Here is a 24,657-nt window from a genome sequence, read left to right on the forward strand (position 1 = left end):
ACGCCTAATTCACCAAGACGGCTGAAACCTTGCCGCGCGATACCGCCCCTGCCAGATCATCCGAGAGGCTGTTGGCCGCCGCAACGACGACAATCCCCTCGCCGGTCGGGTCAGCGCTGCTGAGCATGCCGAATTCAGAACCAGTGGCATTATCCGGAACCCAGAGCACCGGCACCGCTTTGGCGATGGTTTGCGAGCTGATTTCCTTCTCAAAACCGTCGCCGGTGGTCAATACAATATCCACCAATTGCCCTGGATGCAGCAGCGTCACCGTGGCCGGGTCGCTCAGACGCAGCGGAACTGCGACGGTACCTTCCGGTGATCCGTGCAGAAGCTGCGGTCCCACCAGCGAATAGTCGCGCAGCACCGTTCCTGCACGCAGGGCCACGGCCGCGCGTTGCCCTGCTACGGCCTCAATGCCTTCAAAGACCTCGGCATCATGCGGGTCGAGCCGCACAGTTTGCACCTGCAGCTGGTTGGCGGATATCCGGGAACCGGCAGGAATGTCGCTGAGCGCCACTACGACCTCGCGTTGGGCCAATTGCCCGGAAGAAAATACATTGAGCATGCCTGCCAAGGCGAGCAACGCACAGGCAATGGCCAATGGCTTTCGATAGCGGCGCAACAGCTCATTGCGATTACGGACCGGCCTGATTTTCGGCTTGGGAATCACCGGAGGACGGGGCGCGGCTTGGGTCCTGGAGAAGTAGCTCATATCCCCATGCAACCCGCCAGCACTGGAAACCGTGGCTCGCCGCCCGCGAGCTGTGGGTAAATCAGATGATCTGATGCACCTGCTGTGGCGTGAACACCAAGTCCACCGGCTGGTCATGTTCGTCAATCCGGAAAGCACCGGATGGAACATACTCATGCTCGTACACCACCGCAGCTACCCGTACCGGGGCGTCTTCGATCAACGGCAGGAAGCGATCGTAATAGCCACCGCCCTGGCCCAGGCGCAACCCGTCCTCGTCGATGGAGAGGGCTGGCATGATCAACGTATTGATCTCGTCGAAGAGTTCCGTGCCGATCCGTTCGCCCACAGGTTCCATCACCGGGGCCAAAGCGCTCGGCGCGAATTCCATGCCGGGGGTGTACTCGACCCATGACAGCGCATAGTCCGGTTCGCACACCGGCAGGTAGACGTCAATGCCCTCATTGACCAGCGCATCCAACAACGCCTCGGTTGGCGGTTCATCCGGAGCAGAGCAGTAGGCCGCGACCTTCTGGACGACTCCGGTGCTTTGGCTCAGGTAGCCGATCACCGTGCGGGCCAGATCCTGGCCGAGCTGCTCGCGCTGGATCGGATCAAGCGCCCTGCGCCAACTGCGGACGGCGGCACGTGCGGCCTTCTTGTCGGATCCAGGATGCTGGTCAGCGGTGAGGTTCATGCCTACAGCTTACGCGTACGCAATGAATCGCTGCCCGCTGGTGCCGTTGCCGGCTGCGGGCATGACGAAGTAATACGATGTGCACATGTTCATCTCTCGTCGGGCAAAGCACCTGGTTCCGGATCTGGCCTCGGAACGGCTGCTGCTGCGCCAGCTGACCGCGCGGGATGAGGCCGAGTGGATCAATCTGCGCTATGCCAATGCCAAATGGCTCAAGCCATGGGATCCCACGAGTCCCTTGGGCCCGCCGGAATCCATGACCTTTCGGGAGATGCTCAGGGCAAGGGACGAATCGGCAATTGACGGAAGCGGATACTCCTGGGCACTGGCCCTTCCCCAGCTGCATAGGGGGCGCCCGCCACTGATCGGGCAGGTTTCCGTGTCTTCCGTGCAATACGGGGCCGCACGCACAGCGTCCATCGGTTATTGGATTGACCGCAACCATGCCGGGTTCGGCCTGATGCCGGAAGCCTGCGCCTTGGTCATCGACCACTGCTTCGAGCAACTGCAGCTGCACCGCCTGGAAATCAATATCCGCCCGGAGAATGCCGCCAGCCTTCGCGTTGTGGACAAGCTCGGTTTCCGCGATGAGGGCCTGCGCAAGGGCTATCTGCACATCGACGGGCAGTGGCGGGATCACCGCACCTTCGCGCTGACCCGTGAAGAGCTGAAAACTCCGATGCTCGAACGCATCTACGAATACTGACCCGGAATCCGTGCCATTTCGATCAATCAAGCTCTGATATGAGCGAACCGGATCGAAAACATGCGGACACGCCTAGGGATGTGCGTGAGCGCGCACCCAAGGTTGCATAGTGTTGATTTGACGGAACCATATTTGGTTCCACAAGGATTTGACCGAATCAATCGGTGATGGAGGACCCACATGGCTGGCACGTCACAGAGCGCTCCGCAGGAAAGTGCTGCGACCAAACTCAAGATTCGTGTGCGCTATGGCCGGTTGTCCGTCGCACTCGTTGGTGCCTTGGCAGTCATCGCGACCGTTGTCGGTCTCATCCTGGCTCCGTTCACGGCCCTGACCTTTGGTGCCGTCGGCTTGTTCGCGCTGGTTGCCGTCGCTTCCTTCGCCACCCTGCGCGGCCTGGCTGTGCGCGACCGCAACCGCAAGCTGCTTGAGCACCTCGAAGCCACCCGGCAGAAGGCGCTGCAGACCCCGGCCTTCGACGACGCCGCCAATCAGGTCGTCTCGCGCAAGCATGAAAAGGACGAGGTCTTTGACGCCCGACCAGGTTCTTCCCGCCGTGCTCCAGCAATTACCGCTGAAGAATTGCGTGCCGAAGCGCTGCGCGTGGCGCACGGCCACGGCGGCGTGAAGCAGCCAGAGACATGGGAGCCAACGCGTGTCCCGAAGCCTACCTATGTGGAAGCCACTGAGCGGATTGCCAAAACTGTGGAAAAAGCAGCTGAGCAGGGTGCACATCGTACCCACAAGCCTGCGCTTCCAGTCCAGCAGCAGTTGCGCCCGAGCAAGCAGATCAGCCTGAAGGCATCGGAGGACGCCAAGCGCCTGGCTGCCGAGGTATCAGCTGAAGAGCGCGCAGCAGTTCCATCGGTTGCTGCCAAGCGTTCCGAGAGCGCTCCGGCAGACAAGGAAGCCGTTGCTCCGGTGGCTCCGGCGCCAGAAGCCGCGCCGGCAGTTTCCGCAGCTTCCAAGCCTCGGCTGAACCTCGATGCGGTCATGCAGCGCCGTCGCGCATAGGACATCCACGCTCAACGACGTGTGGCCCGGACCCTTTTCCCAAGGTCCGGGCCACACGTCTATTAAATGCTGTCAGCTGATCATGTCGTCGAATGGCAGCGGTCCGCGATTGCCGCGGTGATGAGCGAAGACCAAGGTGGTTTCGGTATGACCCACCGACTCATCGGTCGCCAGGTTATCAAGCACCCAATCCCGCAGCGCATCGGTGGAGCCAACCGCGATATGCAGCAGGTAGTCGGTGCCGCCGGATACATGGAACATGGAGAGGACCTCAGGCAGCTGCGGAATGCGTGCCACGAACGCATCGATTTTCTCGCGATCGTGCGCCCGCAGCTTGACCGAGATCAATGCCTGCACGGTACGGCCGACAGCTGCCAATGACACCTCGGCGTGGTAGCCGGTGAGGATGCCGCGTTCGACCAGGGAACGGGTACGCAGCAGCGCAGTGGATGGTGCGATGCCGGCACGCTGTGCGAGGGTCGCGTTGGAGATACGCGCATTCGCGACCAATTCGTCGATGATGATTCGATCGATTTCGTCCAGATCGACGTTTGATGAAAGCTCTGATTGCTGGGCCATAATAATATTTCATCATATTCGCAAGGCATCAGCGGGATCTTTGAGGTAAAAATCGGCGTATGCCGTCCGCGTACGAACAAATAATCGGTGAACAAACGGATATATTGGGGATATGACACGTCGTTCTGAGCACACCGGTGAATCCTTCGATACCAGGCTGGCAGCCTATTGCTTGGTGGAACACGAAGGAAAGGTACTGCTTACGCTCTGGGATATGCGTCATCGCGATCCGCGCTTCACGCCGCGCTGGTCCCTTCCAGGTGGCGGTATCGACTTGGGGGAGCCTATCGAGGAAGGCGCCCGCCGTGAGGTCTATGAAGAGACCGGCTACGCCGTAGACGCATTGGAGCTCCTGGATGTCACCACGGGAGTTATTCCCGGTTCGAAACGCTACTCGGGCGCAGGCCACGCCATGCAAACGGTGGCCGTCACCTATCGCGCCAGGCTGACCGGTGGCGAATTGCGCCATGAAGTCAACGGCTCGACCAGCCAGGCGGCCTGGTTCACGCGCGAGGAGATTGCCAAGCTGAACTGCATTGAACGCGTCGAGAGCATTTTGCGACTGACCGCACCCGGCAAGTAGCAACGGATCGCAGGTGACCTGCCCTAGAATCAATAGGGACATGAACTTGCGAAATTCCATCACCGTCGGCACGCTCAGCGCAGCACTGCTGCTCACCCTGTCTGCGTGCACTGAAGACGAAACCCCAACAACAGAGCCGAGCAAGGAGATCACCTTGCGGATTGCTGCCGGCACCCAGCCGGCTGACCAGGCCCTGGCTCATGTCTACGCCAACGCCCTGAAAGCCGAAGGCTATAAGGCATCGCTGAACGAGCCAGCGGCGAATCCCTACCAGCAGGTTGTTGATGGAAAAGCCGACCTGGCGTTGGACCAAGCGGCCAAAGCACTGTCCCTCGCTGCTGACCCGGCAGCTATCAGCGGCGAAGACCAGCTGCTCAGTGCCGAGGAATCCCAAAGCCTGCGCAGTGCCATCAATGACGCTGAGGGTAAAGTGACTGCTTTGGAGCTCAGCCCTGCTGATGCCGGCAAGATCCTGGTCATGAGCCAAGCCCAGGCAACACTGCACAAGGTCGATTCCGTAGAAACCCTGATTGCTGCCTGCGCTGATCTGACGATCATCAGCGATGAAGCCAGCTCCGAATCCTTGAAAACTGCATTGAAGGATGCGGGCTGCGAGAAGCCAAAAGTCGTAGAAGAACAGACCGCGAACTTGGCAGGCAAGCTGCGTACTTCGGTGGACAGCGCGGTGGTGCTGAGCGCCGGAAATGCAGTCATCTCGGATGAGGGCTTCTACACCATTCCCGGAAGCGCAAGCTTCTTCAATGCGGAGAATTACATGCTGCTGGCCGATAACGACGTGGATGACAAAGCTCGGGCGCAGTTGGACAGCATCACCAGTGAATTCTCGCAACAGTCGCTCGTTGACCTGAATCGGATGGTCAGCCAAGAAGACGGCCTGAGCCCGGAACAAGCGGCCGCCCGTTGGGAATGGATCATCGAAGAGTAGGCCCTAGCCATCGCTCCCAAGATTTCGGCCGCTGACCATAGCGGTCGAGTAATAAGGTGTGTGCATCGCACCTGACGTGAGAAAGTGTAATCATGGCAGAATTCAAGCAATCAACGAAACTGCACAATGTCCTCTACGATATCCGTGGCCCGCTGTTGGAGCATGCCACGCGCATGGAGTCCGAAGGACACCGCATCCTGAAGCTGAACATCGGCAATCCCGCGCCGTTCGGCTTCGAGGCGCCTGATGCGGTGCTCGTTGACATGATTCGCAACCTGCCTAATGCCCAGGGCTACTCGGATTCCCGGGGTATTCTCTCGGCACGCACCGCCGTCTCCCAGTACTACCAGACCCGTGGCATCCAGACCATCGGCGTTGACGACATCTACTTGGGCAACGGCGTCTCCGAGCTGATCACCCTCTCGCTGAACGCGCTGCTGAACAACGGCGACGAGATCCTGATTCCAGCCCCCGACTACCCGCTGTGGACCGCATCGGTTTCGCTGGCTGGTGGCACCCCGGTGCACTACCTGAATACCGAAGAAGAAGGGTGGCTTCCAGATCTTGAAGATATGGAAGCGAAGATCACCGATCGCACCAAGGGCATTGTGATCATCAACCCGAATAACCCCACCGGTGCGGTGTACCCGAAGGAAACCCTGGAGGGCATCCTCGAACTGGCGCGCAAGCATGGGCTGATCGTGTTCTCTGACGAGATCTACGAAAAGATCCTCTACGACGACGCAGTGCACATCAATACCGCTTCGTTGGCAGATGACGTGCTGATCTTGACCTTCTCCGGCCTGTCCAAGGCCTACCGCGTGTGCGGCTTCCGTGCGGGCTGGATGGCGATCTCCGGGCCCAAGCACCAGGCCGGCGATTACATCGAAGGCATCAATCTGCTGACCAACATGCGACTTTGCGCCAACGTGCCGGCGCAGCACGCAATCCAAACCGCCTTGGGCGGCTACCAGTCGATCAACGACTTGATCCTGCCTGGCGGACGCCTGCTCGAACAGCGCGACGCGGCCTACAACTTGCTGACTGCAATTCCAGGAGTGAGCGTGCAGAAGGCCAAGGGTGCGCTCTACATGTTCCCAAAGCTGGATCCAGAGGTATACCCGATCCACAATGACGAGACTTTTGCCCTTGAACTGCTTAAAGCGCAGAAGATCCTGATTTCCCAGGGCACCGCCTTCAATTGGGTCCGTCCGGATCACTTCCGCTTGGTCACTTTGCCGAACGTGCGCGACCTGACTGATGCGGTTGGACGCATCGGACAGTTCCTGGAGGACTGGCGTACTCGCGCCTAACTTGCCTTGAACCGAACAGGCCCAGAATCGCTGACGTGATTCTGGGCCTGTTGTAATTAAAGGGAGCGCCAGGAGAGCAAGGCCCCGGGAGGTCCGGGGTGCTGCGTGGAGGCAACTGCGGCAGGGGGAGCGTTGGCCATTCCCTCTTCTCACCATGCCACCAGCGACAGTAGGCTGACTACAACGAAGAGCAGTACTTCCACACATGCCTGAGGAGTCATTGATGAGCGCTTACCCTGCAAACCTGATCGAAGCTTTGCGTGCAGAACCCGGCCTGAAGCTTTCTCAGCGTGCGACCAAGGATGCTCAGTGGTGGCCGGCGGATGCCCCGCAGGACAAGAAAGCTGCAGAGAAACGCATGGACGAGCTGGCACCGCTGCTCTCGGAATTGCAGGAACGGTTGTTTGCCGCCTCGGTATCTGGCGGGACGGCGCCTGCAGTGCTGCTCATGCTGCAAGGAATGGATACTTCGGGCAAGGGCGGGATTGTCCGCCATGTCCTGGGCATGCTGGATCCGCAGGGCGTCGAGCATCATGCCTTCAAGGCGCCTACCGAAGAAGAAGCGGCGCATGATTTCCTGTGGCGCATCACCAAGCAATTGCCTGCCGGGGGATTGGTAGGAGTCTTTGACCGTTCCCACTATGAAGACGTGCTGGTCGCCAAGGTGAAGGGTTACGCAAGCCCGGATGTGATCGAATCACGTTACGGGAAAATCGTCGACTTCGAGAAGCAGCTGCTTGAGCAGGAAATCCTTCCGATCAAGGTGATGCTGCACATCAGCCGCGAGGAACAATACGAGCGGCTCGCGGAGCGCTTGGAGCGTGCCGACAAGCATTGGAAGTATTCGCCCGGCGATGTCGATGACCGGCTCCTGTGGGATGATTTCCAGGCAGCATACGAGGTGGCGATCAACCGCACCGATAACCAGAATGCACCGTGGCATATCGTTCCCGCTGACCAGAAGTGGAAGGCCCGCTTGTGCGTCGCCGAGCTGCTGCTGGCGGCCTTGGAGCGCGTGGCTCCGGACTGGCCTGCTGCCACCTTCGATGTGAAGCGCGAACAGGCCCGGCTCGAAGCGGCGAAGTAATCCGCAGCAATGCGACGCTACTCGCCGGCTGCCTGCTCGTGGTTGGCACGGGCCTGCTCCAGGCGCTGCGATACGCCGTTGAGCCAGTTCTCGCAGTGGGCGGCCAAGGCTTCGCCGCGCTCCCACAACGCCAACGAGGCTTCCAACGCCACGCCGCCGGTTTCCAGCTGGTTGACCACTGTCAGCAGTTCTTCGCGAGCCTGCTCGTAGGAAAGCTTGGCAATGTCTTCAGGGATCTGTGCAGTCATGATTACTCCAGTTTGGTATGTGGGGCGGCTAGTTTGCGTGCTCGCCGGCGGGGACGGATTCAAGGGTTTTCGCGACCAGTTGTCCTGATGCCAACCGGATGAACAGCTTGCTGTCCGCTGGTGCCTGGGTGGCTTCGCGTACGATGCTCCCGTCTTCCAGCTGGGTGACCGAATAGCCTCGGTCCAGGGTTTGCTGCGGGGAGAGCGCACGCATCTGGTTCTTCAGGTGGTTGATCTCGTCGCTGGCGCGCATCACGCGATGGCGCAGCAAATCCGTGGAACGCTGTTTCCAGCGCTCCAGATCTTCGGCGCGGGAGGAGACCATCACCTGGGGGTTGGCCAGAACGGGGCGTTCGCGTACCGATGCCAGCATCTGGGCCTCGCGTTGCAGCAGGTTGTTGATGGAACGGTCCAGGCGGCTGCGGGCCATATCCAAGCCGGCGAACTCCTCATGCAAATCAGGGACAATCCGCTTGGCCGCATCAGTAGGGGTCGAGGCGCGAAGATCAGCCACATCATCCAGGATCGGGCGGTCCGCTTCGTGCCCGATGGCCGAGACGACCGGTGTGGCAGCGGAGAAGACAGCACGTACCAGATCCTCATTGGAGAAGGGCAACAGGTCTTCCAACGCGCCGCCGCCGCGGGCGATCACGATGACATCGATCTCCGGGTCCGCATCCAGCTGCTGCAACGCGGCGATGACCTGGTTGGCGGCATCCACGCCCTGCACTGCGGTATTGATGACCTTGAACTGCACCGATGGCCAGCGCAGAGTGGCATTGCGCAGCACGTCCTTCTCCGCATCCGAATCCCGTCCGGTTATCAGGCCAATGCGGTTGGGAAGCACAGGCAACGGGCGCTTGTGCTCAGGGGAGAAGAGGCCTTCTGCCCCCAAGGCTTGCCGCAGGCGTTCCAGGCGCACCAGCAGCTCGCCCAAACCAACCGGGCGCAGATCCGTGGCATTCAAGGAAAGCCGGCCGGTTTTGGCGTAGAAGCTCGGTTTGACCTGGGCTACCACGCGCGATCCAACCTGCGGGGTGGATTCCAGCCGGCGCATTGTCGAGGCCCAAATGGTCACCGAGAAGGAGAAGTCCGCATCGACATCGCGCAGCGTGATGTACGCGTGCCCATTGCGCACATTGGCTTCAAGCAGCTGGCCCTCGACCCAAACCACCGGCGAGTTCTCAATGTGGATTTTCAGCTTCTCCGAGAGCAGGCGCAACGGCCAAGGATTGTCCGCCGTAGTTTGACCAGCGGTGGCTGGCAAACTGGCGGGGGCTTGGTGATCCATAGGGGCCGCTCCTTGGAAAATCGAATGTCTGGTGCATCTGTGAGATTACCGCATGGCACCGACGGCTGGCCGGATTGCCGGTAGCCGGGCCGGGTGCCAACAGGTGTAGAGCAGGTTTCGCTATGGGAGATTTTCAACACTGCTGGGCCTTGCCGGGCCCGGGGAAATGGGGTTTTCAACGATTCGGACAAGCCGGACTCAGGGCATTGCGAGGGGCACTGTGCGGGTGGACACTATTGAGCATCGGGGAAGATTTCGAGAAGGATTCATGGCCATGCTTGGGGCATTGGGGAATAGGACTATTGGACGTTCGGGGTGGATTTGGGTGGCAGCATTCAGCTTGCTTACCGGTTCCATTCCGTTGTCCGCCGCGGCCTCGGTGCCCGCACCGGTAGTTGCGGCGGTTCCCGCCGCAACGGTGTCGCTTGCCGGCGCCCTATCCATCGATTGGCCGGTGCGGGTGCGCACGACGGCGAACCTGAATCTGCGCACCGGTGCTTCGACCGCGTACCGGATCCTGGCGCAGATACCCAAAGGGATCTCGGTCCCGGTCTCGGGGCGTGCCTCCAACGGCTGGTACAAGGTCAGCTACAACGGGTACACCGGTTACGTGAGCGACTACTACGTGGTCGCTTCAACGGTGCGCACGCTCGATGACTTGAACCTGCGCACCGGACCATCCACCAGCTACCGGATCCTGCTGAGCATCCCGAAAGGCAAAGCGGTGCCTGCCTACGCCCGCGCTTCCAACGGGTGGTACAAGGTCAGTTATGCAGGGTCCACCGGCTGGGTCAGCAGCAGCTACGTGACCAGCTATCCAAAGCCGCCGTCGGCACCGCAGTCCACCGGGCCAAACCGGACATCCAGGGTAGTGCTCACCTTCGATGACTGCCCGCGAACGCTCAGCTCCTTCACCTCGGTGGTGGACTACGCAGCCAGCAGCAATATCGGCCTGGTGATAGCTCCCACCGGCGATTGCCTCGGATCGTTCAAATCGCGCTATGGTGTGGATTTGGCCGCCCTGGCCCGGGCCAAAGGCCAATGGGTGATCAACCATTCGGTCAGCCACCCGGACCTGCGTCCGCTGTCCTGCCAGGAAGCCGGCGCGCAGCTGGGCGGTTCAGGGGTGCACGCTAACTTTGGGCGCCCGCCCTACGGGGCCATCGACGGTTCGGTGCGCTGCGGCTACGACAGCCGCGGCATGGCCATCTGGACCTGGTCGCGGGACACCCGGGACTGGGACGTGAAATCAAAGTCGATCACGGTGTCCCGGGCTTCGGCAGCGCTACCCGGGGATACCGTGCTGATGCACATGCAGTGGTACGGCTTCTCGCCCGATGCGCTGCGCCAGATCAAGGCGAACCTCGGCGCCCGTTCCGTGGGCGTTTGCCGGGCCTACCGCGGGTCCGATGGCACCGGAGCCGTGGTGCGCACCCCGGTGCTGCTGCCCAGTTCCCTGCCGTGCTGAACCGGCAGGCACGCTGCGGAGGCAGATCTCACAGTCGCGGGAGGGTGGCGCGCATCATATGAGCATGGGCTAACTTGCATGCACTTCGTAGAATGGAGGCATGGCTACTTCCACTTCCACAACGGTTTCGCTGTCAATGCCTCGGATCCCGCGGGTGCGCCGCACCCCGGCCGAAATTGCGGCCGCCTCTCCGACGGTCACCGAGCGCAAGGTCCTGCTGGCCGCTCCTCGCGGCTACTGTGCAGGCGTGGACCGGGCAGTGGTTGCCGTTGAAAAGGCGTTGGAGCACTACGGTCCGCCGGTGTACGTGCGCAAGCAGATCGTGCACAACCTGCACGTCGTTTCCGAGCTGGAATCCCGCGGCGCAATCTTCGTCGAGGAGAACGAGGAAGTGCCCGAAGGCGCACTGGTGGTCTTCTCCGCCCACGGCGTTTCCCCGGCAGTGGTGCAGTCCGCCGCGGACCGCAACCTGCAGACCATTGACGCCACCTGCCCGCTGGTCACCAAGGTGCACCGCGAGGCCGTGCGCTTTGCCAAGAACGACTACGAGATCCTGCTCATCGGCCACGAAGGCCATGAAGAGGTCGAAGGCACCTACGGCGAGGCTCCGGAAGTCACCACCATCGTGAACAACCCCGAGGAAGCCGACACCGTCCAGGTGAAGAACCCGGACAAGCTGATCTGGCTCTCGCAGACCACGCTGAGCGTGGAAGAGACCATGGAGACCGTGCGCCGATTGCGCGAGCGCTTCCCGAACCTGCAGGATCCGCCCAGCGACGACATCTGCTACGCCACCACCAACCGCCAGGCAGCGATCAAGAACATCGCGCCGCAGTCGGATCTGGTGATCGTGGTCGGTTCGGCGAACTCCTCGAACTCGGTGCGCCTGGTCGAGGTGGCGCTGGACCACGGTGCCAAGGCCGCCTACCGGGTGGACTTCGCCAATGAGGTGGACGAGGCTTGGTTCGAGGGCGTCTCCACCGTCGGCGTGACTTCCGGCGCCTCGGTGCCCGAGGTGCTGGTCCGCGAGGTCGTGGCGCTGCTGGCGGAGTACGGCTTCACCGACGTTTCCGAGGTCACCACCGCGCAGGAAGACATCATCTTCTCGTTGCCCAAGGAAATCCGCGGCAAGCTCAAGGAAGCCGGGGACGAGGATCGCGCCCTGGGCGGCCACGCTCGCCCGCAGGCCTGACTTCACCCTAAGAATTCAAGCGCCAGTACACCATTGCGCGCTCATCACTAGTAAAAGGTAGAATTTTCTCCCGTGGCTCTTACTATCGGAATCGTCGGACTGCCCAACGTCGGCAAGTCCACCATGTTCAACGCGCTGACCCGTGCCCAGGTGCTGGCGGCCAACTACCCGTTCGCAACCATTGAACCGAATGTCGGTGTCGTGCCGTTGCCCGACGAGCGCCTGAAGGTGCTCGCCGGAATCTTCAACTCGGAGCGCATCCTGCCGGCAACCGTGTCCTTCGTGGACATCGCCGGCATCGTCAAGGGCGCCTCGGAGGGCGAAGGCCTGGGCAACAAGTTCCTCGCGAACATCCGCGAAGCCGACGCCATCTGCCAGGTGACCCGCGCGTTCGTGAACGATGACGTGATCCACGTGAACGGCAAGGTCGATCCGGAGTCGGACATCGAGACCATCGCCACCGAGCTGATCCTCGCCGACCTGCAGACCATCGAGAACCAACTGCCGCGCCTGGAGAAGGAACTGCGCAGCAAGAAGATCGAGAAGTCCTTCATGGACAACCTGCTCGCAGCCCAGAAGGTGCTCGAGGACGGCAAGACCCTGTTTGCCGCCGGCAAGGCCGCCGGCATCGACATGGACGAGCTGGCACCGATGCAGCTGATGACCACCAAGCCGTTCATCTACGTCTTCAACACCGACGAGGCCGGCCTGGCCGACAAGGACATGCAGGCCAAGCTCTCCGAGCTGGTGGCCCCTGCCGAGGCGATCTTCCTGGACGCCCAGTTCGAGGCCGAGCTGGCCGAGCTGGAAGAAGACGAGGCCGCCGAGATGCTGGAAGACGCCGGCATCGAGGAATCCGGCCTGGACAAGCTGGCCCGCGTCGGCTTCGACACCCTGGGACTGCAGACCTACCTGACCGCAGGTCCGAAGGAATCGCGCGCCTGGACCGTCCGCAAGGGCGCCACCGCCCCCGAGGCTGCCGGCGTCATCCACACCGACTTCCAGCGCGGCTTCATCAAGGCCGAGGTCATCGGCTTCGACGACCTGGTCGCCGCAGGTTCGGTGGCCAACGCCAAGTCCGCCGGCAAGGCCCGCATCGAAGGCAAGGACTACATCATGAAGGACGGCGACGTGGTTGAGTTTAGGTTTAACGTGTAGTCGAGTTTCGCTTTAACGTCTGGTTCAAGTGCCCGGATCTCCCTGTGTGAGATTCGGGCACTTGATTTATATGCCACAAGCAAGCAGCTCGCCGTCGCCAGGGCTAGCGGAATGTTCGGCTGATCGCGCTGCCAGTTTGGAACAGGGTGATCCACACCAGAAACTTTTGGATTGGACGTAGCGGCCATGCGACAAGTCCTCGCCACCCTTGGCGTCGCGACCAGGACCTGCTGATCCGCAGCTGTGTGCCACCGGTCGTGTTCACCAAGGTGAATTCCGTCAGAACCGAATTACTTTGTGCGACGTCGGGATATCCGAAGCTCCATGCGATCCTCTCCGGTTGGTGAATTGAGATGAGTTCAACGCTGCGTCGACGAAACTGAGGTTTGATCTTCACAGGCTTCCCGTCCGGGTAATTTGTGGGCGCAACGCCTTCCCAAACCGTACCTGGCGTCGCTTCTTGACTGGTCTGATCGAGGATGCCGATGCTCGGTTCCCACTCGGGGATACGTGCGGGGTCTGCGAGGAACGCCCACACCTCGTCCAGCGGTGCGGATACGAAAGTCTCAGTCGTTCCCATTGTCCGCCCCTTCACTTTCGCTGTGGCGGGCATGGACTTCGTGGAGGGCGAGTCTGCCCGATCGAGGCGGTCGATGAGCGCATCGGATGTCGTGCCAAGGCGGCCGAGGATATCCGTGATCAGACCGCTGGGTTCTGCGACGAGTTCCCGGAGAACGGCGGCTGCGTCGCCTGGCTTGCCTTTGCTGCTGGCCTTCGCGATGAGGTCCCGAGCACGAGCAGTCCACTCGTACCCATCTGTCTCGTGGAACACGATGCGCCCGGCCTCGGGGAACGACGCCTCTATGCCGAGCGAGGTCAGTTGTGCGTCACGTTGTTCCTCGACGGCGAGGCGGGCGCTATCAATGTCGATACCGAGCTCGCGCAGAGCGCGGCCGGCGGACTGGTCGTTGATGACCAATGCGAGGAACAGGTGGTCGATGTCGGCTTCGCGGAGCCCGAGCCGGGATGCTTCCTCCATAGCGGCCAGGGAAAGCGATTGGGTGGTTTGTGCAGCGCGGACGAGTTTGTTCATTTGTTCCTCCTGGGCGTCGAGATCGCGGGATCAATTCTTTTGGAGTGCTTCTTGTGGGCGGCTTGTCGCGTCACTCCGAGCGCGTCGGCGATCTCCTGCCAACTCATGCCTGAACGCAACGCGGCCTCGACCTGCCGAAGTTCCAAGGTGTCCGCGAGTACGCGCAAGGACGTTACGGCCCGCAATCCTGCTTTCGGGTCGCTGGTATCGGCTGCTACTGCTGCGATCCGCGGAGACTCCATGCCGTCAACCTACGTTGCTAAGTAATGGGTTGTCAACCTGGGTTGCTTCCTTGCTCGGCGGGCTCGATAATCGCAGGGCCAGGAAAAGGTCGGCACTTCGAGGGATTCGCCGGGTTCTCGGAGGTTGGTACGTGCGGCGACGCAGTTGAATTTAGGTTCAATGTCTAATACAGGCTTCTGACCCACCTACCTGCGCATCAGTCCCTGACACCGGGCACTCCCGTAACATTGAGGGTATGAATGGGGCGTTTTCAAGGAGCCGAGCGAAGGTGCCACCGGCACGAGCTGGCCGACTCGACTCCACGGACCGCCGGTACGAGCCTTTCGTGCGCCTCGTCCCTGCGCCAGTGCGGCGGGTGGCCTCGTCGTGGAGGTGGGATGCGCCGGACGGGGGTGGTTCGTGGGACCTGCACATCGAGCACGTGGGTGCCCCGGCGGCTTCGGTCCGAATGCTGCTGGTCCATGGAGCGGGAGGGAACGCGGCGGCGATGTGGCCCTACGCTGCGCACCTGAGTCGACTGGGCGCTCGGGTTACGGTGGTCGATCTGCCCGGTTACGGGCGAACGATCCGGGTGCGGCGTGGACGCCGCAGCGTTAGTTATGGTGACTGGCAGCAGCTGCTCGTCGATCTCGTGGGTCGCGAGCATGACGAGCGGCCACTGGTCCTCGTCGGGGCGAGCATGGGTGGTGCCCTCGCGGTCGACACCGCTGCAGTGACCGGACTGGCCAAGCGGGTCATCGCGACCTGCCTGCTCGACCCGACTCGGCCGGGCATTGCTGCCGCCATCGTGCGAGCCCCGTGGATAGCGCGGCTGGGATTGCCACTGCTGCAGTTCGCCCGGGGGCCAGCGGCGAATCTACGGATCCCGGTCCGCGTGCTGACCCCTATGTCTGCAATTTCGAACGACCCTGGCCTCAGTCATGCAGTGCTCACCGACCCGTGCGGCGGTGGTGGCTCGATGCCGGTGGGCTGGTACCGCTCGTTCCTCGAGGCAGGTCCGGCTATTCCACCCGAGCAATACCAAGGACCACCGGTCGTGCTGTTGCATCCGGCCGAGGATCGTTGGACTATGCCGGAGCTCAGCCTCGACTACCTCGGTCGGCTTCACGGCAAGACCCGGGTCGTGATGCTTCCTGGCTGCGGCCACTTCCCCCTCGAGGAGCCCGGCTTCCAGGTCCTCCTGGACGAGGTTTCGGATGAGATTGAACAGGTGCTGGATGACCATCGGAGAGGCAGCTGAGTCGGCCGTGCGAGGTGAGGGACCGTAGCCCTGAGACCGGTCTGGCCCGGTGAGGCGTGCATGCGTTCCTAGCTGTGGCGACGTGCTTGAGTTCCGCTTCAACGTCTAGAATCGCGTGAACTCAGCACTCCTCCTTCCGCCCTGAACCGCGGAAAGAGGAGTGTTCGTCTTTAATGCCAATCTCTTCAATAGGATGGTGGTTCGCGACCCGGAGATTCTTCCGGGACCTGCCTGTTATCCATCAAGGAGCCCTGAACCATGAGTTTCAACGTCTATCTCTCCGGCGAGATCCACACCGGCTGGCGCGACGAGATTCGGCGAGGCGCTGAAGCGGCCGGACTGGACATCGTTTTCACCGCGCCGGTGACCGACCACCCGGCTGGCGATGCCGCGGGCGACCATTTGGGCGAGACCGACACCGGGTTCTGGCGGGACCACCAGTCCGCCAAGATCAACGCCATCCGGACCCGCACCCTGATCGAGAAGGCGGACTTAGTCGTGGTGCGTTTCGGCGACAAATACAAGCGGTGGAACGCCGCGTTCGATGCCGGGTACTGCTCGGCGCTGGGCAAGCCCTATGTGACCCTGCACGACGAGGACATCGTCCACCCGCCCAAGGAAGTGGACGCCGATGCGCAGGGCTGGTGCAAGACCACCGTCCAGGTCGTCGAGACCCAGCGCTACGTGCTCCAGGGCTAAGCAAGGCCGGCCAGCCGGCCGCGCCGGCGAAGCATTGCCAAGGGAATCAGATCACGCACCGGCGCATGGAATTTCCCCGCTGTCCGCTGGTTGCGTGCCGTACGCACAGGGTGCGGCGGCCGCCGCGTTGCTATTATCGCTGCATGGAAGCTTCCCAGCAGAATCCGCGCTCCTGGCAGGAAATGCGCCAGTGGCAGGTCGAGCTGCTCGAACGCACCACCGGGCATTCCCTGGAGGCGTGGAACGAGCTGGTCCGCCGAGAGGGACCGGCCGCCGAAAAGGATCTGCGTGCCTGGCTGGCCGAACGCTCGGTCACCGGCTACAGCCAGATGCTGCTGGTCTTCGAGCGCTTCGGCTACCCGGACTTCTTCACCCGCAGTGCCGACGAACTGGTCCAGGGCCGCCGAAAGCCAATACGCCGACCGGCCTCAGCTGCGGGAAATCTACGACGCGGTGCTGGCTCTGCTGCCCCAGCTGGGGGAAGTGGCCATCCAGACGCGCAAGACCTACGTCGCCCTGCTCACCGCCCGCCGTGCCTTCGCGGTCATCGCGCCGGTGACGCGCACCCGGGTGGACCTGGGGCTGCGCTGGGAGGCCGCGCCGGACTCTCCGCGGCTTTCGGCACCCGGCAGCAGGCTGGGCAGTGCGGTGACCGTCAAAGCCGGGTTGCACTCTGCCGGGGACGTTGACGACGAGCTGATCGGTTGGTTGCAACAGGTCTACGACGCGAACCTGTGAGGTGCGCAGCATGGCAACCACCGCGTAATTAACCGCAAGGTTGACGCCCACCGCGTCCACCCGGCTTCGAGGTACCTGACAGTTTTTCTTTGGCACGCCACGAGAACACTTCGACATGAACATCTTTGCAGCGGCGTTCGTGCTGAATTGCAGTCGGTGCCGGTGATGCGTGTTGGAAAGTGCTTCCGCAAGGACAGTCGGAGTCTTGCCAGGCCAACACCAACGGTTCAAACAGCGGCGACCTGGCTTGGGATTAAATCCAGACCGCTTCGTGAGGGTGGCAGTGGAGCTTCTGCGACGGAACCAGCCCATTTTTTGCTACGTTGACGTGATGACCATACTTTCGTTTGCTGAGCAATCCGCATGGATGCGCTCGATGCGGCCGCTGGCCACTCGCATCGAGTTCGTTTTCAACGATGGAGACGAAGGGCATCCGCTCCTGGAACTGCTGGCGCACCTCGATTCGAAGAGAACGGTAGGTGTCGGGCCAGGCTATGGCTATTACGAGCGGGGTCGCCCAACCGTAGTAAAGCGCAGCTACGCATACGACAGGGGCATCATTCGAGCAATCGAAAGCCTCGGTTGCTTCTTCCCAGAAGCAGGGAACAACGAGCAATGGACCGAGCTGGGCGATGTCGATGTCATCTTCCTTGACCATCGCGGCAAGATGCTCGGTGCGACTGTGACCCACGAAGGCATGATCATCACGCCCGAAGACGAGGAACACATGACTCGCTGACCCTGGGAACGGCTTGTGCCCCAGTCATGTGGCGTTCGTGGTCAACGCGTAGGATTGTGCACAGTGTCCTGTGGCTGGACATGGTGCTGCACAATCTGTACGAGGTGCCCGTCCGGATCCTCGACCCACGCGATGAGCAAGCGATCGAGCCATGGAGACGGAGCCTTAATAGGCTTCGCACCGAAGCCGATGAGACGGCCATAGCCTGCCGGGACATCATCGGTCCAAAGTATCACCGCGGCGCGCTGGCCGTCGGCGACCGGGCTGAGCCCATGGTCTTTGCGGGTGCTGCTTTCGGTGGCTAGGCCGAGCCTGTACCCGTCGAGGGCGAGGTCAACATGGATTGGCGTTCCCGCTTCGGGCGTGCGGAACACTTCCCGAAAGCCCAGCGCACCATAGAATGCTGTCGCGCGGTCGATATCACGCGTGAATAGAACAACTTGAGGAGTCCGAAAGTGGCCCCTGCCCCAAGTGTGGTCCAACCCGACGCTTCCCGCAACGGATACGGCCTGTCTTTCGTATGCAGTTTTCGTTTGCCGGACCAATCAGTTGACCTGGGGCCTGATAGCTCAACGATCATCTTCTTGATGATCGAGTCCAGACCGAGCCTCGGCCGGACGGGCAGAGGCCGAACCCTTCCCGGGAATTTCGGCTGATGCATTCAGCATTCGAACGTGGAAGCGCCCGGTGCCTCATCCCGCAGAATCTGAAATGATCCACGGTATAGAGAAAATGATTGGAGAACTAATGCGGAGGCTTTCCAAAACTGCCTGGAAACGAGTCGCGGTGTACCTCGGCGTCTCGGTCGCGGGTCTGGCCTTGTTCCTTGCGGCCTATTGCCTCATTTCAGGTAGGCCAGTGCTTGAAGCTCTTGACAGTTTTTGGATCGCCATCGCGATTTCATTGGCCGTTTCAGCCGTTACTGCAGTTCGCGACCAACGGGAGGAGCCCGGAACGACGCCTGGCGATCAGGATCTTTAGCTTTCGCGTTTGGCTCACTTGGACGGCTTCGTCGCGATGCCGTCGAGCCACAGCACATCTGATTCGTCATTGTGCGTGCCGCCGGACCCAACATGTTTGCTGGAGATGCCAGGTCCCTTCTGGATGACATGCACCAATGCCATGCCATGTCCTCTTCCCAGTTCGTAGTCATCCTTGAGCCAAGCCAGGATTTCCCCGGCTTTGACACCTTCCTGGTCTAGTCCTTTTTCGTGGGCGATACCGACTAGCTGGCGCGGAGTAAGTCCGGTCTTTTTCTCGATGGTGTCCAGATAGGCCTGGAATGACATGGCGAATCCTCTCGAAGGCCCGAGTATGTGCCACGAATACTACTACCGAAGCGAAGCGCCGAACAATAGAGTTATCAGGCTCGTGCCGGCCAAGCCTTGTCGAGAAGGTTAGTTGCGTCCGACGAATTCCAACGTGTAATTTTCGGAAGTTGGCAGGTGCCCTGGGTCATCTTCAAAAGGCATGTAATCCACCGAGTGAAGGTATCCGTCAACAACCCAAAGAGTCAGTTGCCCAAGGTATTCCCCACCTTTTCCAACGTCAACGGTGGAGAACGGGCCATCGCCATGCCGGATACTGCGGCAATCCCGCTTGCTAATGAACGAAATCAAGAAGCACTCGCAGTCCTCGAACTCGTAGCCGCCCCAGCGTGCAAACTCCAGTTGCTGCCGGGCTAGAGCCGATTCAGCATCTTTGCCGCTGCAGAGCAAAGCCAGCAGCTCTAGTTCAGCAGGCCTAAGTTCTTCGCCTGGTGTCCGGGGCGGCCTATGGTCCATGAGGAAAGTCTATATTGGCCTGTGACTAGTGCTCGAATCGCTGCTTGCCTACAGGCGCAGCATTGAATCAGCAACCTGGGAGAAGGCAGAAGCAGGTATGGCAGTCGAAGCGTTTTCAAGCACGAGCAAGGAAGCGTTCGGTATCTCCCTGGCCAGCGCTTCGCCATTGCCGACGGGGAAGAACGGATCCTTGGCTCCGTGTACGACCAGTGTGGGGATAGCTAACTCGGGAAGCCGTTCGCGCCAGCGTGGAGTGCAGTCCAACTTGGAAAAGACAATCCCGATCTGGTTTGCCATGTGGACTTCTGGCTCTGCGCTCGCCGTACGGTCCCAGATGCGGGAGGCCAGATCCAGGGCGGCTTCCGGATCGTTGGCAAGGATTTGGGAGCCCTCGGCGGAGTGCTGGGCAACGGACTCGCGGTCTGCCCAATCTGGCATGGGGCGGGAAAACAGCTTGCCCATGGTTGCTTGGTCATGGTCTGGCAGATCATTGTCCACCGGTCCTGGCGCTACCGGCCGTGTGCCAACCAATGTCAGGGCGCTAAACTTTTCAGGATAATCCAGCGCCGCCACCTGGGCGATCATCCCGCTGACCCCGATACCCGCCACATGTGCTGGACGGTCATCCAGCAGTTCAGCCAATGCCGCGGCATCGGCAGCTAAATCACGCAGGTTGTAGGCGGGTTTCATCGGGTTCCCAGCGGTTGATTCTCCGCAATCCCGAAGGTCGTAGCGCACCACATGGCGCCCACCAGCAGCCAATGCCTCGCATAGGGCCTCGGGCCAGGCAAGCATGGTGGTGCCGCCAATGAGGAGAATCAATGGATCGTTTTCGTTTCCGAAGGATTCGACACCGAGGTCTACCTTGTTTGCCTTGACCGTTCCCATGCGCGACCTGTCCTTTGCTATCCGACTCCTAGAATGGCTTGCAGGCTGCCCTGCGGTCAACAGAAAACTGCGTGCTAGAAAAGCGGCCAGGGCACGGCAGGCATCTGCCCGCGATGCGCAGGGAATCGCCCTTCACTGAGCAGATCCGTGCAACGGTCGGCGAGCGCGGCGATTTCTTCACCGGTCAACAACGCGGCCAGTTCTTGCCCAAGATCCGCGTCCAGCGCATCGCTGACCCTCTGGACACCGGCCAGTTCGTCGTCGGTCAGCGGCTGGCCAACCCATCCCCAAAGCACGGTGCGCAGTTTGTGCTCTTCATTGAAGCAGAGGCCGTGGTCGACACCGTAGCGGTGGCCATCTGGCATTGCTAGCACGTGATCGCCTTTGCGGTCGGCATTGTTGACCAGCACATCGAAGACCGCCATGCGTCGCAGTGCAGGAGTATCTTCGTGAAGCAGAGCCATCTGATGCCCCGATTCGTCCTCTCCGTGCAGGACGGTCTTCCAGCCGTCTTCAGGCACCTTGTCCGCGGCTACGATGTCTACTGGGTGCTGTTCCCGATCAATGTCTTGCCATAGCTGCACCATGCCTTCGCCGAATCGCCCGTTGCGCAGCCACGTCTGGGGGACGAGGTTCCATCCCAGGGCTTCAGATACTCGAAAGGCGGCAACCTCGCGGTAGGCCAGTGATCCATGGGGAAAGTCCCAAAGGGGTTTCTCTCCAGCTACGGGCTTGTAGACAACGCTTTTTTCACCGATGCTGCCCAAGAACGTCGCGTTGGAAGCGGTGGCGATGCGGCCGGTCAGTTCCAGCTGCGCAGTCAGCAGATCGGGCGCATTCACTGTCCGTTCTCGTCCCTGCAGGTATGCCCATCCGGATCAATCGGATAACCGCAGTTGGCGCACATCGGCCGTCCAGCGGCCACGATCTCGTGGGTGCGCATCGCGAAAGCGCGTGCGGTGCCTACGGGCATGCGCACGCGCATGACTGCGCCCGGTCCATCCGGATCGAAGTTCTCGTCATCTTCGTCATTCAGGGAGAAAGCTTCCAGAACTACCTGCGCTACGGTTGCGTCCCATCCGAGATTCATGGATCCGACGCGGAATGATTCGTTCACTTCTTCCAGCGGATCGTTGTCGACCAGTTCCACCGGGGTATGTTCGGGAACGTTGAAGGGGTTGCCCTTGACGGTGGAAAGCTGATCCAGGATCTCGTCAATCATCTCTGCAACCACAGCGGCTTGCTGCTTTTCCAAGGCGATGCTGGAAAGCTCCGAGCCGGCTCTTGCCTGCAGGTAGAAGGTTCGGGACCCGGGCACGCCGATGGTGCCGATGACTACGCGATCCGGCCAGTTGAATTCGTTGACTGTTGCCGTCATTTCAGTCTCCTTAATGTCCTGCTCCGCCGCCGACCGGGGCATCGGTTGTCTTGAGGCCGGGGGCTAGCCACGAGAGGTCTCCGGCGTCGGTGTTGATGGAGTACACGCGGGGCGCGCCGGACCCGTAGTGCACAATCGATGCGGACGCCGGACCTACGTTAATGCGTTGGAACAGATCCAAATGCATGCCCAGCGCGTCAGCCAGTACCGACTTGATGATATCGCCATGGCTGAATGCCGCCCAGACTGCTTCAGCACCATGCTCGGCTTCGATCGCCGCGTCATGGCGCCTGATGGCTGCTACAGCCCGGGATTGCATTCCGGCCATGGATTCCCCGCCCGGGAAGGTCACCGCTGACGGCGCGGACTGCACTGTTTTCCAAAGTTCCTCGGCAGCCAAGTCCTGCAGCTTGCGGCCCTGCCACAGGCCGTAGTCGCATTCCGAGAGTTCTGGCTCAATCAGCAATTGTGCGGCTTTGCTTTGCTGTTGCATGGCGAATTCCGCTGTCTGCACGCAGCGTTCCAGCGGGCTTGAGACGATGCCAGCCAGGGGGATTGCCGCTAGCCGCTCGCCAGTGCGCATCGCCTGTTCTTCCCCAGTATCGTCGAGGAACACGGAGGGCGTGCGTCCAGCCAGTACGCCGGTGGCATTGGCGGTGGTACGTCCATGCCGTACAAGTATTACTGTTGCCATGAACCCAGCCTAGTCATCGAGAAGAAGCCAGGCGACTATTGGACCGGCATCCTTTGTGCTATTTCAAAGGGCCGCCAGGATCGGCAGTTGCTCCGCGCCATGTTCATCACGGCCTGATACCTCCTGAAGATTTTGTGAGTTCAGTCCTCTTGCCTGTTGTTTCACTCGTGCAGGATCACGGCATCGGGGTACGATGAAGGTTGGCCAATTCGGGGCGGCAGGCTCCCGGAAGTCCCTTGAGAATGACCCGCAGTGAGCGGCGACGCCATGATCCACTCATGGATGTGGCCCCTAAATGGAGTGATAGTTCTTGCCTGGAGTCTTCCAGCATCCAGCGGCAGAAGTGCGGTCTGATTCCCAGGCGCGCACCATTGTCATCGACGGCGAGCATGCAGGCCGGCGCATCGAAAAGTTCCTGAGATCCCGGCTCAAAACGGTCCCGGCAGGAGAACTGTTCCGGCTCATGCGCAAAGGGCACTTGCGCGTGAACGGCAAGAAAGTCCAAGAAGGCTACCGGCTAGCCGAAAATGACAAGATTACCTTGCCGGCGCTACTTGCGGCACCGGGCCAGGCACCAGAACCCGACGTCCCGGAGTACTTGGTCAGGCGGCTGCGCAACACCGTGGTGCACGAGGACCAGGATGTGCTGGTCATCGACAAGCCTGCCGGCATCGCCGTGCACCAAGGTACAGATAATCCTGCGGGCGTGATCGAAGTTTTCCGCCAGTTGCGCCCGGAACTGCCGGATCTGGAATTGACTCACCGTCTGGATCGCGACACTTCAGGGCTGCTGGTGCTGGCGAAGACCCCAAGCATGCTGCGCTATCTGCATGAGTTGCTCCGGGACCGGGAAGACGAAATTGAACGCCACTACCTGGCGCTCGTGGCAGGGCACTGGAAGCAGGGCATCGAATCGATCCACGCGCCGCTGCTGCGCCGCGCCGACAAGGTCGTGGTTGACCCGCACGGGCAACGAGCCGAGACCCGCGTCGTGGTCAGGCAACGCGTAGGACAGCGCGCCACCATCTTGGATGTGCAACTGATGACTGGACGCAAGCACCAGATCCGTGTCCACCTGCAAAGCCAAGGGCATCCGATTGCCGGTGATGACCGGTATGGTTTTGCGAAGTTCAATCGCCGTGTTGAACAGCTAGGAGGCCGCGGGCTCTTCTTGCATGCGACTAAGCTGGTGATTCCCAAGCCCGATGGCCAGGAACTGGTGGTCGAGGCACCCATGCCGCTGCGCTGGAAACAGTTGCTGAAGGCAGGACTCTAGCCAAGCAGAGCCGGCAGGACGGTCAATGATGATTGAAGGAATCTGGAACCAGGTAGCCCCGGGGGTATTCCAGAGGCGTTATGATCCGTTGGATATTTCCGTTGGTGCGGTGCTCGGCGGACACGGCGTGACGATTATCGATACCCGCAATAACGAACGCGAGGCACGAGAAATCATCGACGAGGCCGCAGCGCAGTTTGGTCTTCCAATAGTTGCGGTGATCAACACGCACGCCCACTACGACCACACCTTCGGCAATCAGCTCTTTGCCCAGCAGGGAATCCCGATTTACGGCCATCACCGGATCCCTGCGCATTTCGAGCAATTCGAGAAGCCCCGGCTTGAGTTGGTTCGGCGCTCGCCGGAACTCGAACCCGACATGGATTGGGACGGTGTGCAGCTGACACCGCCGAACCACCTGCTGGAAGATCGCTGCACGCTGAGCCTTGGCGGGCGGGATATCGAGGTAATCCCGCTGGGCGAAGGGCACACCGACACCGACCTGGCGATCCATATTCCTGATGCCAAGACCTGGTTCCTGGGCGATATCATCGAGCAGTCGGGCCCGCCGATGTTCGGGTCGGGCGCCCATCCAATGGGCTGGCCGGGAGTGCTCGAATTCCTGCTAAAGCACATCCAGCCCGGTGACGTGGTAGTTCCTGGCCACGGGGAACCTGTGGGAAGGGAATTCGTGATCCAGCAACTGCACTGCTTCGAGCAGCTCGCAGCGACCCTGGGTGCGGCGCTTCAGAACGGCACAGCCATCAAGGACATCGTGTTCCCGGCTGAAGTGCGCGCGTTGTGGCCTGCTGATTTCCTGCTAGAGGCAGCCAAGGATGCCTACGCGCAGTTGCCGGGTGCCCAGTAGGATCCACGAAAGCGCGGGGCAGCAGTCCATTCTTCGAAAGG

The 24,657-nt window shown here is 61.1% G+C and carries 30 protein-coding genes; 16 read left to right on the forward strand and 14 right to left on the reverse strand.

What is annotated here, in order from left to right; genetic code table 11:
* Positions 1 to 4 precede the first annotated feature (4 nt).
* Complete coding sequence (gene cpaB, locus BKX98_RS01420) at positions 5 to 715, reverse strand: Flp pilus assembly protein CpaB (protein ID WP_158024635.1); 711 nt, start codon at positions 713 to 715, stop codon at positions 5 to 7.
* A 61-nt stretch (positions 716 to 776) separates the two neighbouring features.
* The gene (locus tag BKX98_RS01425; protein WP_073705920.1) at positions 777 to 1,391 is read right to left on the reverse strand and encodes a 5-formyltetrahydrofolate cyclo-ligase; all 615 of its coding nucleotides are present in this window, start codon (positions 1,389 to 1,391) and stop codon (positions 777 to 779) included.
* 85 nt (positions 1,392 to 1,476) lie between these two features.
* On the opposite strand from BKX98_RS01425, the gene BKX98_RS01430 reads away from it, so the two are divergent.
* Complete coding sequence (locus tag BKX98_RS01430; protein WP_073705921.1) at positions 1,477 to 2,097, forward strand: GNAT family N-acetyltransferase; 621 nt, start codon at positions 1,477 to 1,479, stop codon at positions 2,095 to 2,097.
* A 180-nt stretch (positions 2,098 to 2,277) separates the two neighbouring features.
* The gene (locus BKX98_RS01435; protein ID WP_073705922.1) at positions 2,278 to 3,111 is read left to right on the forward strand and encodes a hypothetical protein; all 834 of its coding nucleotides are present in this window, start codon (positions 2,278 to 2,280) and stop codon (positions 3,109 to 3,111) included.
* Positions 3,112 to 3,183: 72 nt separating this feature from the next.
* On the opposite strand, the gene BKX98_RS01440 is transcribed toward BKX98_RS01435, so the two are convergent.
* Entirely contained in the window at positions 3,184 to 3,690 is a 507-nt protein-coding gene (locus BKX98_RS01440; protein WP_038990673.1) for an Lrp/AsnC family transcriptional regulator, read from the reverse strand.
* A 112-nt stretch (positions 3,691 to 3,802) separates the two neighbouring features.
* Here BKX98_RS01440 and BKX98_RS01445 point away from each other — a divergent pair, with 112 nt between their 5' ends.
* The 4 genes from BKX98_RS01445 to BKX98_RS01460 all read left to right on the forward strand — a co-directional run bounded on the left by BKX98_RS01445 (position 3,803) and on the right by BKX98_RS01460 (position 7,619).
* Positions 3,803 to 4,273 (forward strand): NUDIX hydrolase, encoded by a 471-nt coding sequence (locus tag BKX98_RS01445; protein ID WP_073705923.1) that lies wholly within the window; start codon positions 3,803 to 3,805, stop codon positions 4,271 to 4,273.
* Positions 4,274 to 4,313: 40 nt separating this feature from the next.
* On the forward strand, positions 4,314 to 5,219 hold the full coding sequence (locus BKX98_RS01450; RefSeq protein ID WP_073705924.1) for a glycine betaine ABC transporter substrate-binding protein: 906 nt from the start codon (positions 4,314 to 4,316) through the stop codon (positions 5,217 to 5,219).
* A 92-nt stretch (positions 5,220 to 5,311) separates the two neighbouring features.
* On the forward strand, positions 5,312 to 6,532 hold the full coding sequence (locus tag BKX98_RS01455) for a pyridoxal phosphate-dependent aminotransferase (protein WP_038990670.1): 1,221 nt from the start codon (positions 5,312 to 5,314) through the stop codon (positions 6,530 to 6,532).
* A gap of 223 nt (positions 6,533 to 6,755) precedes the next feature.
* Positions 6,756 to 7,619, forward strand: a complete 864-nt coding sequence (locus BKX98_RS01460; RefSeq protein ID WP_038990669.1) for a phosphate--nucleotide phosphotransferase — start codon at positions 6,756 to 6,758, stop codon at positions 7,617 to 7,619.
* A gap of 17 nt (positions 7,620 to 7,636) precedes the next feature.
* On the opposite strand, the gene BKX98_RS01465 is transcribed toward BKX98_RS01460, so the two are convergent.
* Together BKX98_RS01465 and xseA are read right to left on the reverse strand one after the other, a co-directional pair.
* A complete protein-coding gene (locus BKX98_RS01465) occupies positions 7,637 to 7,867 on the reverse strand; it encodes an exodeoxyribonuclease VII small subunit (protein WP_038990668.1) in 231 nt (76 codons plus the stop codon).
* Positions 7,868 to 7,895: 28 nt separating this feature from the next.
* Positions 7,896 to 9,158 (reverse strand): exodeoxyribonuclease VII large subunit, encoded by a 1,263-nt coding sequence (xseA, locus tag BKX98_RS01470; RefSeq protein WP_073705925.1) that lies wholly within the window; start codon positions 9,156 to 9,158, stop codon positions 7,896 to 7,898.
* Between the two features lie 325 nt (positions 9,159 to 9,483).
* On the opposite strand from xseA, the gene BKX98_RS01475 reads away from it, so the two are divergent.
* The 3 genes from BKX98_RS01475 to ychF all read left to right on the forward strand — a co-directional run bounded on the left by BKX98_RS01475 (position 9,484) and on the right by ychF (position 12,976).
* A complete protein-coding gene (locus BKX98_RS01475; protein ID WP_073705926.1) occupies positions 9,484 to 10,626 on the forward strand; it encodes an SH3 domain-containing protein in 1,143 nt (380 codons plus the stop codon).
* A gap of 100 nt (positions 10,627 to 10,726) precedes the next feature.
* Complete coding sequence (locus tag BKX98_RS01480; RefSeq protein WP_073705927.1) at positions 10,727 to 11,818, forward strand: 4-hydroxy-3-methylbut-2-enyl diphosphate reductase; 1,092 nt, start codon at positions 10,727 to 10,729, stop codon at positions 11,816 to 11,818.
* 72 nt (positions 11,819 to 11,890) lie between these two features.
* Complete coding sequence (gene ychF / locus BKX98_RS01485) at positions 11,891 to 12,976, forward strand: redox-regulated ATPase YchF (RefSeq protein WP_038990663.1); 1,086 nt, start codon at positions 11,891 to 11,893, stop codon at positions 12,974 to 12,976.
* Positions 12,977 to 13,079: 103 nt separating this feature from the next.
* Here the strand turns inward: ychF and BKX98_RS01490 are convergent, their stop codons facing one another.
* Together BKX98_RS01490 and BKX98_RS17180 are read right to left on the reverse strand one after the other, a co-directional pair.
* Complete coding sequence (locus tag BKX98_RS01490) at positions 13,080 to 14,069, reverse strand: Clp protease N-terminal domain-containing protein (RefSeq protein ID WP_073705928.1); 990 nt, start codon at positions 14,067 to 14,069, stop codon at positions 13,080 to 13,082.
* Entirely contained in the window at positions 14,066 to 14,311 is a 246-nt protein-coding gene (locus tag BKX98_RS17180) for a hypothetical protein (protein ID WP_073705929.1), read from the reverse strand. Before BKX98_RS17180 ends, BKX98_RS01490 begins: the two co-directional genes overlap by 4 nt.
* 449 nt (positions 14,312 to 14,760) lie before the next feature.
* Here BKX98_RS17180 and BKX98_RS01500 point away from each other — a divergent pair, with 449 nt between their 5' ends.
* The 4 genes from BKX98_RS01500 to BKX98_RS01515 all read left to right on the forward strand — a co-directional run bounded on the left by BKX98_RS01500 (position 14,761) and on the right by BKX98_RS01515 (position 17,728).
* On the forward strand, positions 14,761 to 15,552 hold the full coding sequence (locus tag BKX98_RS01500) for an alpha/beta hydrolase (protein WP_158024636.1): 792 nt from the start codon (positions 14,761 to 14,763) through the stop codon (positions 15,550 to 15,552).
* A gap of 258 nt (positions 15,553 to 15,810) precedes the next feature.
* Positions 15,811 to 16,251 (forward strand): YtoQ family protein, encoded by a 441-nt coding sequence (locus BKX98_RS01505; protein WP_073705931.1) that lies wholly within the window; start codon positions 15,811 to 15,813, stop codon positions 16,249 to 16,251.
* A 378-nt stretch (positions 16,252 to 16,629) separates the two neighbouring features.
* Complete coding sequence (locus tag BKX98_RS16605; protein WP_083586574.1) at positions 16,630 to 16,989, forward strand: DUF5655 domain-containing protein; 360 nt, start codon at positions 16,630 to 16,632, stop codon at positions 16,987 to 16,989.
* Between the two features lie 331 nt (positions 16,990 to 17,320).
* Entirely contained in the window at positions 17,321 to 17,728 is a 408-nt protein-coding gene (locus BKX98_RS01515; RefSeq protein WP_143180991.1) for a hypothetical protein, read from the forward strand.
* A gap of 41 nt (positions 17,729 to 17,769) precedes the next feature.
* Here the strand turns inward: BKX98_RS01515 and BKX98_RS01520 are convergent, their stop codons facing one another.
* Entirely contained in the window at positions 17,770 to 18,273 is a 504-nt protein-coding gene (locus BKX98_RS01520; protein WP_083586575.1) for a glyoxalase/bleomycin resistance/extradiol dioxygenase family protein, read from the reverse strand.
* Between the two features lie 142 nt (positions 18,274 to 18,415).
* Here BKX98_RS01520 and BKX98_RS01525 point away from each other — a divergent pair, with 142 nt between their 5' ends.
* Entirely contained in the window at positions 18,416 to 18,709 is a 294-nt protein-coding gene (locus BKX98_RS01525; RefSeq protein ID WP_143180992.1) for a hypothetical protein, read from the forward strand.
* Between the two features lie 14 nt (positions 18,710 to 18,723).
* Here BKX98_RS01525 and BKX98_RS01530 read toward each other — a convergent pair whose 3' ends face one another.
* The 6 genes from BKX98_RS01530 to BKX98_RS01555 all read right to left on the reverse strand — a co-directional run bounded on the left by BKX98_RS01530 (position 18,724) and on the right by BKX98_RS01555 (position 22,472).
* The gene (locus BKX98_RS01530) at positions 18,724 to 19,017 is read right to left on the reverse strand and encodes a DUF4287 domain-containing protein (protein ID WP_038990654.1); all 294 of its coding nucleotides are present in this window, start codon (positions 19,015 to 19,017) and stop codon (positions 18,724 to 18,726) included.
* Between the two features lie 108 nt (positions 19,018 to 19,125).
* Positions 19,126 to 19,512 carry a hypothetical protein gene (locus tag BKX98_RS01535; RefSeq protein WP_073705935.1) on the reverse strand — a complete coding sequence of 129 codons (387 nt, stop codon included), beginning with the start codon at positions 19,510 to 19,512 and terminating at the stop codon, positions 19,126 to 19,128.
* A 48-nt stretch (positions 19,513 to 19,560) separates the two neighbouring features.
* Complete coding sequence (locus tag BKX98_RS01540; RefSeq protein ID WP_073705936.1) at positions 19,561 to 20,400, reverse strand: alpha/beta fold hydrolase; 840 nt, start codon at positions 20,398 to 20,400, stop codon at positions 19,561 to 19,563.
* A 74-nt stretch (positions 20,401 to 20,474) separates the two neighbouring features.
* Complete coding sequence (locus BKX98_RS01545) at positions 20,475 to 21,242, reverse strand: SCO1664 family protein (protein ID WP_073705937.1); 768 nt, start codon at positions 21,240 to 21,242, stop codon at positions 20,475 to 20,477.
* Entirely contained in the window at positions 21,239 to 21,778 is a 540-nt protein-coding gene (locus BKX98_RS01550; protein ID WP_038990650.1) for a DUF3090 domain-containing protein, read from the reverse strand. The genes BKX98_RS01545 and BKX98_RS01550 overlap by 4 nt, the downstream gene beginning before the upstream one ends.
* Positions 21,779 to 21,788: 10 nt before the next feature.
* On the reverse strand, positions 21,789 to 22,472 hold the full coding sequence (locus tag BKX98_RS01555; protein WP_073705938.1) for an MSMEG_4193 family putative phosphomutase: 684 nt from the start codon (positions 22,470 to 22,472) through the stop codon (positions 21,789 to 21,791).
* A 310-nt stretch (positions 22,473 to 22,782) separates the two neighbouring features.
* On the opposite strand from BKX98_RS01555, the gene BKX98_RS01560 reads away from it, so the two are divergent.
* Positions 22,783 to 23,748 (forward strand): RluA family pseudouridine synthase, encoded by a 966-nt coding sequence (locus BKX98_RS01560; protein WP_083586576.1) that lies wholly within the window; start codon positions 22,783 to 22,785, stop codon positions 23,746 to 23,748.
* Positions 23,749 to 23,773: 25 nt separating this feature from the next.
* Positions 23,774 to 24,616 (forward strand): MBL fold metallo-hydrolase, encoded by an 843-nt coding sequence (locus BKX98_RS01565; protein ID WP_073705939.1) that lies wholly within the window; start codon positions 23,774 to 23,776, stop codon positions 24,614 to 24,616.
* Positions 24,617 to 24,657: the final 41 nt, after the last annotated feature.

The sequence above is a fragment of the Glutamicibacter sp. 0426 genome (assembly GCF_001906485.1).
Taxonomy (GTDB): Bacteria; Actinomycetota; Actinomycetes; order Actinomycetales; family Micrococcaceae; genus Glutamicibacter; species Glutamicibacter nicotianae.

Excerpts from the sequence above, each read along its gene's own strand:
- cpaB (WP_158024635.1), bottom strand. The coding sequence starts at position 715 with ATGAGCTACTTCTCCAGGACCCAAGCCGCGCCCCGTCCTCCGGTGATT.
- BKX98_RS01425 (WP_073705920.1), bottom strand. The coding sequence starts at position 1,391 with ATGAACCTCACCGCTGACCAGCATCCTGGATCCGACAAGAAGGCCGCA.
- BKX98_RS01430 (WP_073705921.1), top strand. The coding sequence starts at position 1,477 with ATGTTCATCTCTCGTCGGGCAAAGCACCTGGTTCCGGATCTGGCCTCG.
- BKX98_RS01435 (WP_073705922.1), top strand. The coding sequence starts at position 2,278 with ATGGCTGGCACGTCACAGAGCGCTCCGCAGGAAAGTGCTGCGACCAAA.
- BKX98_RS01440 (WP_038990673.1), bottom strand. The coding sequence starts at position 3,690 with ATGGCCCAGCAATCAGAGCTTTCATCAAACGTCGATCTGGACGAAATC.
- BKX98_RS01445 (WP_073705923.1), top strand. The coding sequence starts at position 3,803 with ATGACACGTCGTTCTGAGCACACCGGTGAATCCTTCGATACCAGGCTG.
- BKX98_RS01450 (WP_073705924.1), top strand. The coding sequence starts at position 4,314 with ATGAACTTGCGAAATTCCATCACCGTCGGCACGCTCAGCGCAGCACTG.
- BKX98_RS01455 (WP_038990670.1), top strand. The coding sequence starts at position 5,312 with ATGGCAGAATTCAAGCAATCAACGAAACTGCACAATGTCCTCTACGAT.
- BKX98_RS01460 (WP_038990669.1), top strand. The coding sequence starts at position 6,756 with ATGAGCGCTTACCCTGCAAACCTGATCGAAGCTTTGCGTGCAGAACCC.
- BKX98_RS01465 (WP_038990668.1), bottom strand. The coding sequence starts at position 7,867 with ATGACTGCACAGATCCCTGAAGACATTGCCAAGCTTTCCTACGAGCAG.
- xseA (WP_073705925.1), bottom strand. The coding sequence starts at position 9,158 with ATGGATCACCAAGCCCCCGCCAGTTTGCCAGCCACCGCTGGTCAAACT.
- BKX98_RS01480 (WP_073705927.1), top strand. The coding sequence starts at position 10,727 with ATGGCTACTTCCACTTCCACAACGGTTTCGCTGTCAATGCCTCGGATC.
- BKX98_RS01490 (WP_073705928.1), bottom strand. The coding sequence starts at position 14,069 with ATGAACAAACTCGTCCGCGCTGCACAAACCACCCAATCGCTTTCCCTG.
- BKX98_RS17180 (WP_073705929.1), bottom strand. The coding sequence starts at position 14,311 with ATGGAGTCTCCGCGGATCGCAGCAGTAGCAGCCGATACCAGCGACCCG.
- BKX98_RS01500 (WP_158024636.1), top strand. The coding sequence starts at position 14,761 with ATGCTGCTGGTCCATGGAGCGGGAGGGAACGCGGCGGCGATGTGGCCC.
- BKX98_RS01505 (WP_073705931.1), top strand. The coding sequence starts at position 15,811 with ATGAGTTTCAACGTCTATCTCTCCGGCGAGATCCACACCGGCTGGCGC.
- BKX98_RS01515 (WP_143180991.1), top strand. The coding sequence starts at position 17,321 with ATGACCATACTTTCGTTTGCTGAGCAATCCGCATGGATGCGCTCGATG.
- BKX98_RS01530 (WP_038990654.1), bottom strand. The coding sequence starts at position 19,017 with ATGTCATTCCAGGCCTATCTGGACACCATCGAGAAAAAGACCGGACTT.
- BKX98_RS01535 (WP_073705935.1), bottom strand. The coding sequence starts at position 19,512 with ATGGACCATAGGCCGCCCCGGACACCAGGCGAAGAACTTAGGCCTGCT.
- BKX98_RS01540 (WP_073705936.1), bottom strand. The coding sequence starts at position 20,400 with ATGGGAACGGTCAAGGCAAACAAGGTAGACCTCGGTGTCGAATCCTTC.
- BKX98_RS01550 (WP_038990650.1), bottom strand. The coding sequence starts at position 21,778 with ATGACGGCAACAGTCAACGAATTCAACTGGCCGGATCGCGTAGTCATC.
- BKX98_RS01555 (WP_073705938.1), bottom strand. The coding sequence starts at position 22,472 with ATGGCAACAGTAATACTTGTACGGCATGGACGTACCACCGCCAATGCC.
- BKX98_RS01565 (WP_073705939.1), top strand. The coding sequence starts at position 23,774 with ATGATGATTGAAGGAATCTGGAACCAGGTAGCCCCGGGGGTATTCCAG.